The organism is uncultured Campylobacter sp. (genome assembly GCF_938045405.1).
Lineage (GTDB): Bacteria > Campylobacterota > Campylobacteria > Campylobacterales > Campylobacteraceae > Campylobacter_B.
Genome location: NZ_CALIMW010000216.1, coordinates 1 through 8,575 on the forward strand (window position 1 = coordinate 1; position 8,575 = coordinate 8,575).

General features: G+C 49.7%; 10 protein-coding genes and 1 pseudogene. All 11 read right to left on the bottom strand.

All coding sequences use genetic code 11. The features are described 5' to 3' along the window. Positions 1 to 87 precede the first annotated feature (87 nt). Positions 88 to 213: a hypothetical protein gene (locus Q0140_RS09040; RefSeq protein WP_297963894.1), complete on the bottom strand. Its 126-nt coding sequence runs from the start codon at positions 211 to 213 to the stop codon at positions 88 to 90. 109 nt (positions 214 to 322) lie between these two features. Beyond that, the gene (locus tag Q0140_RS09045) at positions 323 to 1,111 is read right to left on the bottom strand and encodes a TIGR02757 family protein (protein WP_297963896.1); all 789 of its coding nucleotides are present in this window, start codon (positions 1,109 to 1,111) and stop codon (positions 323 to 325) included. After that, positions 1,108 to 2,256 (bottom strand): RsmD family RNA methyltransferase, encoded by a 1,149-nt coding sequence (locus tag Q0140_RS09050; protein WP_314792680.1) that lies wholly within the window; start codon positions 2,254 to 2,256, stop codon positions 1,108 to 1,110. The genes Q0140_RS09045 and Q0140_RS09050 overlap by 4 nt, the downstream gene beginning before the upstream one ends. An 18-nt stretch (positions 2,257 to 2,274) precedes the next feature. Next, positions 2,275 to 2,628, bottom strand: a pseudogene (locus Q0140_RS12665) (RsmD family RNA methyltransferase); the annotation flags it as partial. Continuing rightward, the gene (locus Q0140_RS09055; protein ID WP_297963900.1) at positions 2,621 to 2,953 is read right to left on the bottom strand and encodes a hypothetical protein; all 333 of its coding nucleotides are present in this window, start codon (positions 2,951 to 2,953) and stop codon (positions 2,621 to 2,623) included. The pseudogene Q0140_RS12665 and the gene Q0140_RS09055, both read right to left, overlap by 8 nt. Further along, a complete protein-coding gene (locus Q0140_RS09060) occupies positions 2,953 to 4,044 on the bottom strand; it encodes an SAM-dependent methyltransferase (RefSeq protein WP_297963902.1) in 1,092 nt (363 codons plus the stop codon). Before Q0140_RS09060 ends, Q0140_RS09055 begins: the two co-directional genes overlap by 1 nt. Beyond that, positions 4,041 to 5,210 carry an acetylornithine transaminase gene (locus Q0140_RS09065; protein ID WP_297963905.1) on the bottom strand — a complete coding sequence of 390 codons (1,170 nt, stop codon included), beginning with the start codon at positions 5,208 to 5,210 and terminating at the stop codon, positions 4,041 to 4,043. Before Q0140_RS09065 ends, Q0140_RS09060 begins: the two co-directional genes overlap by 4 nt. Further along, on the bottom strand, positions 5,207 to 5,824 hold the full coding sequence (locus tag Q0140_RS09070; protein WP_297963907.1) for a TRIC cation channel family protein: 618 nt from the start codon (positions 5,822 to 5,824) through the stop codon (positions 5,207 to 5,209). The genes Q0140_RS09065 and Q0140_RS09070 overlap by 4 nt, the downstream gene beginning before the upstream one ends. A 552-nt stretch (positions 5,825 to 6,376) precedes the next feature. Then, complete coding sequence (locus Q0140_RS09075; RefSeq protein WP_297963909.1) at positions 6,377 to 7,423, bottom strand: alpha/beta fold hydrolase; 1,047 nt, start codon at positions 7,421 to 7,423, stop codon at positions 6,377 to 6,379. A gap of 67 nt (positions 7,424 to 7,490) precedes the next feature. Further along, a complete protein-coding gene (locus tag Q0140_RS09080) occupies positions 7,491 to 8,078 on the bottom strand; it encodes an NUDIX hydrolase (RefSeq protein ID WP_297963911.1) in 588 nt (195 codons plus the stop codon). Continuing rightward, positions 8,063 to 8,575: magnesium transporter (locus Q0140_RS09085; protein ID WP_297963913.1), on the bottom strand; the 513-nt coding region annotated here is incomplete at its 5' end. The genes Q0140_RS09085 and Q0140_RS09080, both read right to left, overlap by 16 nt.

The window sequence follows — 8,575 nt, forward strand, 5'->3', positions numbered from 1 at the left end:
CAGGCTTGGTTGGCAAAGCAGTAGGCCCCGAAAAGCAAAATTTCATAAAATTTAAGTAGCACAAGGCTGTGGAATTTTACCCAAATTCTACAAGACAGCCCTATAAATTTCGCGCAGCTCTCCGTGAAATTTGCAGAATTCTATGAAGCGATCTTTTGCCGAAATTCTATAAAATTTTGGCGCGCTGTACTCAAGACGCATGGCAAAATCCATAAAGTCAGCCCTACTTATGCGGCAGCACAGCGCAAAATTCCGCCATACACCCGCTCCAAAGCTTCATAAAATTTCATCGCCCCGCTCGTATCAGATAAAATTTCGCCAATTATTCCGTAGTTTTGTCGGGGCTCGCGCTTAGCTCAGGTAAAATTTTATCTATCTCGCCACTCTGTCCGAGGCGATACAGCGCGAAGTCGTATTTGATTGGGTCGCTCGGATCGAAGCGTCTTAAGCTTTGCGTAAGCTGTAAAACAGCCTCGAAATCGTAACTCTTGCGATCGATCAGCCCAAGCTTAAGCGAAACTTTATGCGTGTGGGTATCGAGCGGGATGAGGAGGCGCGATTTTTCGATCTTTTTGTACAGCCCCAGATCGATGTCGCTGTTGCGCACCGCCCAGCGCAGGAAAAGATTGTAGCGCTTATACGGCGACGTGGGCCTTTGCACAAAGCCACGTCCGAAAAAAAACTCATATCCCTGGCTGCGATAAGGATTTAATCTGTAAATTTCGCCGATTAAAAAATTTATCCCATCCTCGATCCGTCCGCTTTTTTGCATGCCGCGAAGCACGCTCTCCTCGATGCTAAGGCTATTTTTAAGCCGCTTTAAAGTTATAAAAATTTCAGCGACGTCGCGCGAGCTTTGAAATCTATACTTTTTGCCCGCAAGTTCCGCTCTCATGCGCTCTTCGCTCCCGTCTAAAAGAGAAAAATCAAGCGAGCGAAGAAATTTTAAAATTTGAGCCGCGCTCCCGTAAGCAAACAGCGCGCAGATGAGCGCTACGACGTCGTTTCGATGGCCCTTTGCGACCTGCAGCGGATCGGGCGCGCCGAAAAGATCCGCGTCGCAATTTTTCAAATCGGCGTAGTAATCTAAAATTTGCTTTAAGCTTTTCATTTTGCGTAGTAACTCATCGTCGTAGCGCCGAATTTTCGCGATTTAAGCAGCGCGAAATCGCCGATTTTAGGCGGCAGCCCAAGCTCGCTCATATGCTCGATCGCGATTAGCAGCTCGCACTGCACGGAGTCCAGGCGCGCTATCAGCGCCAGCACTCGCTCGTAAATCTCGCCAAAGCCCTGCCTGATCGCAAACGGCGGATCCAGATATACAAACACTCTGCGCGCGGGATCGGATACGGAATTTTCTTTGGAATTTGCGATGTGGCTTTCGCTAAAATTTACGGCAGCACTTTCACCTAAACCGTAGGCTAAATTTTCGCGGGAGCTAACGGCGAAATTTTTTCTTGAACCGCAGGTTAAATTTATGTTTGGGCGTGAATTTTCTTCGCACTTGGGGCTAAATTTGCCGTCAGAATTCTCAGTAGAATTTTTTCTTGAATCATAGACGCAATTTGCGCTTGAATGTAAATTTTCTCCGCAGTTTGCGTCAAAATTTTCGCTCAAATTTATATTAGAATTTTTCCTTAAATTATAAATGAAATTTATGCTTAAGCGTAAATTCTCTTCACAGCCCGCATCGAAATTTTTGTTAGAATTTAAGCTTTCTTTCTCTTCGCAGCTCGCGCCTAAGCCCGCACCGCGATTTGCGTCAAAATCAGAACTTTCGCTGCATTTTGAGCTTAAATTTACGTTGCAATTAGCGGTCTCGGCGTCGCTAGCGTCGTATTGCGAAGCGGAGCTAGCGTTAAACTTTTCGCTAAAGCTCGCAGCATCCGCAGCTAGCGAATTCACGCAGTATTTTATACTAGAAGCGCCCGCATAATCGCCAATCTGGACACAACCGCCAAAGCCCTCCACGCCTGCGTAATCACCATTTGCGCCGCTTTGCGCGCCATTTTGCGCGCTGTCAGGCACACTGCTTCCTGTGCCGCATTTAGCCAAATCTTTCACGCCGCTTTGCGTGCCACCTTCCGCTTCGATGCCTTGCGCGGCGCAGTATCCGTTCTCGCCCTGCTCTACGCCACTAAAGCTTTTGCGGCAGCCGTCTTTTTCGCCGTCTAAATTTTTGTGGTAGGTGGCGGCATGGTTTTTGAAATTTTTGCCACTTAAATTTAACGAATTCGCGCCCGAGCGTCCATTCATATTCGCCTGCAGATCGTGTAAAATTTCGGGTAGTCGCTCGAAGCAATCGCCCAAAATTGCATTTGCGCCGAGCCCGAAAAGCTCAAAATTTTTCCGCATTATTTTATGCGCGGCGGCGTCCTTTTCGATCGCATAAACGTTTTTTGCGCCGTTGCTTAGCGCCTCAAGCGCCATCGCACCGCTGCCGCCGAAGCACTCGATAAACGCCGCGCCGCGCAACTCCGCCCGCCAAGTATCGAAAAACGAGCCCTTTACGATGCTTTTCGTGCTGCGCGTGCTCGAAAGCGCGGGCAGAGCGAGCTTTTTGCCCTTATAAATGCCGCTTGAAATTTGCGTAAAGAGCGTGCCGCCGAGCTTAGACAATTTAGCCATTTTGCCTTCTTAAAATTTCGATGATTTTTGCCTTGAACTCATCAAATAGCGCGCAAATTTCATCTTCCGCACTCGCCGCGCCGTATTCGCTAAGATCCCGCTTTAGCTCGCCTTGAAAATCCTCTAACTTCGATAACAACATCTGCTTGGAAAACGGTAGCGCCAAATCTCCGCCTTCGCCGATCAAAAATAGCGGTTTTACCGAGCTTTGCGGCTCATCGCTTATCACAAAGTCGCAATCCTGCGCACTTGCAGCATGACCTTTTAAAAACAGCTCCAGCGTCTTTTGCAAAATTTCGCAGTCGCAATCGATAAAAGCTTTCATCAAAGCCCCTTTTTAAATTTTATCATCTTAAACTTCTCGCCAAACTCCGCGCGCAGGTGATTGAACTGCAAAAGCGCGTTATGATAGCCCTTTTCGCCGCTTTTTTGCGTAAAAAGCTCTAAAAGCTGGACCGCGCCGAAGTCTATCAGAGCCGCGATCTGTCTTTTAAAATCCGCCGTCACGGCACCCGCGTCCTCAAACGCAGCACGCAAAATTTCAAAATTTACGTCGTAAGTAAGATCGCTCTTGCCGTAAAAATCACTCAAGTTTTGCACCTCAAAGAAGCTGAAAACCTCGTGGTTTCGGTAAATCCGCAGGCTAAAATCGCCGCTAGCGCCCATCTGCCCGTAATCAAAGGCGATGAAATAAAACCGCTGCGCACTAGCGCAAATTTCGCGCGCAAAGCGAAAGTATCCGACCGGGATTTCGCCGCGCGAGATACCAAATCTGCGCTCGAGGGTCAAAATTTCACATTCTTTTATGGGGGCAAATTTTGCCGCGCCGCTTTCGATAAAAAGCATATTTTCGCCGTCTACCGCCTCGCATTTAAAGGCGTCAAAAAGCTCGTTTGCCACAAAGATCGCATCTTTAAATTTCGCCTCATGCGCGCTTGTGAAATGCTTTAGCGCGATTTCGCCGCCGAAGCTCTCCGCAAAGCTCGCCCGCTGTAGCTCGCGCAGACGCTCGTGCGGCTCGATGATTGCAAAGCTAAATTTATCAAGCGCCGCCGCACCGCCCAGCGTAAAGATAGCTTGCGCTATGTCGCAAAGCAGCCGCCCGTCGTGCGAGCCGATCTCTACGATAGCGATTTTAGCGCTATCGTGCGACTTTTTTGCAGGCGTAGCGTCTAAAGTTAGCTCGCTCGCCGCAAGGTTTTGCCGCGACCTATCTGCGCTCGGCGCCGCGTCTAAGCTTAACTCTTGCATCGCGCAAAAATCCGCGCTTAGGCGCAAAATTTCGCGCGCGATGCAGATCCCAAAAAAACTTCCTACGCTTACGGCAGTGTAAAAATCGCCGCTCTTGCCGATTTTAGCAGCATTTGCGTAGTAGCTCTCGTTTAGCCAGCCCTCGAAAAAATCGCTAAATTTCACGCCCGCACTATCTCGTCCAGGCTCTTGCGTAGGCGCGCAAAGCCCTCTTTGATCTCCGGTTTTTTGATATTTAGCGCAGGCAAAAATCTAAGAGTGCGCTTGCCAGATTTTAGGATCAAAAGTCCGTTTTGCAGGGCTTTGTTAAAGATCTCGCTCAGATTTTTTTCATCGCGCAACACGAGGCCTTGCATCAGACCGAGCCCCACGCGCTTTTCGATCAGGCTAGGATAGTCTGCGGCGAGCCCGTCTAGTTTTTTGATAAATCTTTTTATAGTCTTATCAAGCTTGCCGCTCGCTTTTAAAAACTGAAGCTGCGAAAGCACCGCAAGCGCCGTAGAGGTCGCCAAAAAGTTACCGCCGAAAGTGCTGCCGTGCTCGCCTGGAGCGAAAATGTTTTGCTGCGCCACGCACGCGCCGATCGGCACGCCGCCCGCAAGCCCTTTGGCAAAGGTGATGATGTCGGGGCGGATGTCGTAAATTTGCGATGTCGCAAACTCGCCCGTGCGATATACGCCGCACTGCACCTCGTCGGTGATCAAAAGCAGCTTTTTCTCTTTCAAAACCGCCGCCAGCCTTTGCACGCTCGCCTTATCCAGAGGCTTGATACCTCCCTCGCCCTGAACGAGCTCGATCATCACGGCGACGCTGTTTTCATCGATATGCGCGATGATCTCCTCGATATCGTCGAAAAATTTAAACCCGGGCATATAGGGCGCAAAAATTTCCGGATGAAATTTCTCCTGCCCGGTAGCTTGTAGTGTCGCTAGCGTGCGGCCATGGAAAGAATTTCGCAGAGTTAGAATTTCAAATTTTTTATTAGGGAAGTTTACGGTGCCGTATTTACGCGCCATTTTGATCGCCGCTTCGTTCGCCTCCGCGCCAGAGTTGCAAAACACCGCGTAGCTGCGATACCCCAAAAGCTCGCTAATCTTTTGAGCCAGGGCTTCTTGAGGCAGAATTCTATAGATATTTGAGCCGTGGATGATCTGCGCAGCTTGCGTGCCGATCGCTTCAAGCACGATCTCGTTTGCGTGCCCCAGGCAGTTTACGCCGATGCCCGCGCCAAAATCCACGTAGTCCTTGCCCGTTTCGTCATAGACTATCGAGCCCTCGCCTCTTACCAGCGCTACGTTTACGCGCGCAAAATTATCCATCAAATAGTTCATTTTTTATACTCCACTTTAGGCAGATGCCAAGATTTGTAATAAGCCACCATGCGAAACGCAACCCCCAAAACCAGCAAAATAATCACCGAAAAGGCGCCGCTAAGCCCCAATCCATCAAGCACGAAATATATCAAGCCCACGCCCATGCTTATCGTGCCATAAAGCCCCGTATGTAAAAACCACGGCACTTCGTTCAGCAGTACGTCGCGTAAAATGCCGCCGCCCACGCCGTTGCAAAATGCGATTAGCACCACGCCAAAAACATTATGATTATAGCTTAGCGCAACCATCGCTCCCACGATCGAAAAGCTTACGACGTCGATCGCATCGGTTAGAATAAATAAAAATTTACCCTCCAAATCGCGGTTTTCGTAAAGTTTGGCAAAAATGGCTACGGCGCTTACCGCGAGCACGATGGTTACGGGCGCGTAGTGCGTGAACGAGTATATCTCGCGACTTACCAAGGTATCGCGCATGATCCCGCCGCCAAGCGCGGTCAAAAACGCCGCGATAAAGATCCCAAGCCAATCGCAGCCCTTCTTTACGCCGAATAAAAACCCGCTAAGCGCCGCCGAAGCGATGCCTACGCACTCAGTAAGCTCTAAAATACTCATATCACAAACCGCTAAAATCCTTTTAAAAACGCATTTTACAACAACTAAATATAAATTTGGGTAAAGCGCGACGAGCGGGAGAAATTTAGGCGCTGCGGTATAAATTTAAAGCGGCGGGTAAAATTTGAGCGCGGCGAATTAAAATTCTACGAGATAGAATTTCATATGGCAGAATTTTAAGCGGCTAAAATACGGCGTCGTCGGGGCGTAAATATAAAATTTAGACTTGAAATTTATAAACGGCTGCGGAGATAAAATTTCATAAAATTTTATCGCGGTTAAAACATACGGCGTCGCGGTACGGCGCAAATTTAGTTTGAAATTTGCAGCACCTTCGCGCTAGAAGGAATTTAACGCTACAAAGTCGGCTCTATGCTTACGCTAACGGTGCGCAAATTTTGATTTGAAATTACGCCCTTGTTTTGGCGCCGTGTTTCGCCGCTATAAAATTTCATGCGATTTTGCGGAGACCGAGTCCGCGCGGAATTCTACGTAAAATTTTAAAATTTAGCGGTCGATTCTGCGTAGAATTTTACGCCGAACCCCGCTAGATTAGCGTAGCCTCTCTTTTAAAATTTTCCAAATCCCAGGCATTGCCAGCAGTCCGTTGTGCGGCGCGGCGGCTATTTCATAAAATAGATCGCCCGCTTTAAGAAACCCCGCAAGATCGCGGCAGTGCTGCACCGGTATCAGCTCGTCGGCAGCTCCGTGGATGAGCGTGATCTGAGTGCCGCGTGCCGCGTGCAAAAATTCCGCGGTCGGAATCTTGTAGCGGATCAAAAATTTCGGCACGAAGGGGATTTTTTCGTGCGCGAGCCGCTCGAAGCTAAAATATGGCGCGAGCAAGATCAGCCGCGCCGCATCCCACTTCGCAGCCTGCTGTGCCGCGATGCCGCTTCCGATCGAGTAGCCGATCATCGCGAGCTTTCTTGGCGGATGCTGCGCTAAAACGTAGCGGCTCATCGCATCCGCACTCGCAAAAAGCTGCTGCTGCGATGAAATTTTGCCGTCCGATTTGCCGTAGCCCGGGTAATCGAAAATATAAAAATCATATCCCAAAGCCGCAAAATCCGCGCCGTATGCGCCCCAGCCGCTTACGTCGCCGAAGTTGCCGTGAAAGAACAAAATCGCGCCTTTAGGCTCTGCCGCGCTAAATTTTAGCCCGTTTATCGATCTGCCCTCAAACGGAATATTGATCTCTTGAAATTTTATCACAGCGGCTTTTGCGTTATTGCCCGCATCGCCGTTTACTGCGGCGTTTTCGCCAATATGCTCGGCGCTAGTTTGAGCGTTTTTGTTTTTGATCTCGCCCGCTACGGCGCCGTTTTCCTTTACGCCGCCAATCGCCGAAGCGCCTTCGTCTGCAGCGCCGTTTGTCGCCGCGCCATTTTGCGTAGCGGACATCGATGCCTCTAAATGCTCGCCGTTCTCTGGCGCATTCACAAGTCCAGTAAATTCGGAATTTTCAAAGCTAAATTTGAAGTTTTTATCTAGCGGCTCGCCCAAAAATATCAGCCGCTCCTGAAAGATATAAAGTGCTACCGCGATCGCCGCATAAAGGCACGCCGCGATAACGCACAATCTAAGTAAAACCCTCATCGCCGTCCTTTAAATTTAAAACAGGGGCGCAAAAACGCGCAGCGGCACGCGAAATTCCATCTCGCCGCTAAACTTTAAACTCGCTCAAAAACCACTGAAATGCCAGGATCAGCCCCGGCGCGCGCACGATCTTTTCGTCGAACATAAACTCTCGCGCCTTGGCTGCAGGCAGGTAGAAAAGCTCGATATTCTCGCCGTCCACGCCGCCGCCGGCTCCTAGCTTCATAGATTCGTCGATACGTGCGAAGTATAAAATTTGACGGTTCGCCGCAAAGCCCAGGGCGCTGTAGTAGCTCGTGATAAATTTCAGATCCTTCACGGCATAGCCAGTCTCTTCGAGCACCTCTTCGATCGCCGTTTGCTCCTCGCTGATACCCTTGTCCAAAATGCCTGCGCAAAGCTCATAGGTGTAGCCCTTCTCAGGCGAGTTGATTAAGCCTTCCTCTTGATAAAACCACACGCTGGGGCGAAACTGCTTGACGAGCAAAAGCGCGTCGCGCTGCGTATGATAAAGCAAAATCGAGACGCTATCGTGCACCTTGACGCAGTCCCACGCGCGCGCTACGCCGTCCATTTCAAAATTTAAGCGAAAGGGTTTAACAAAATTGGAGCTTTTAAGCTCGGAAATTTTAAAATTTTTTATAGAAGTATCCACGTCGCAAGTCCTAAAAAGCTGAAAAATCCCACGATGTCCGTAACTGTGGTGAGCAGCACGGAGCTGCCGACGGCGGGGTCGATATTTAATTTTTTAAGCGTGATCGGAATGACGGCGCCGAAAAGCCCGGCAAGCGTTAAATTTAGCACCATCGACATCGCAATCACCAGCCCCAAAAGCTTAATGCCGAACCAAAAATACGCCACAAACCCCATTAGCGTAGCAAAAATGAGACCATTTATAAAAGCGATCGTGATCTCGCGAAAGAGAACCTGCTTTTTGTCTTTAAACGCTATCTCGCCCAGGGCTAGGCGGCGCACGGTTACGGTAAGCGCCTGCGTGCCGGTGTTGCCGCCCATGGAGGCGACTATCGGCATAAGCACGGCGAGCGCGACCAGTTTTTCGATAGTGGCGTCGAAAAGCCCGATGATCGTGGAGCTTACGATCGCCGTGCATAAATTTACCGCTAGCCACACAGCGCGCGCGCGTCCCGCCTT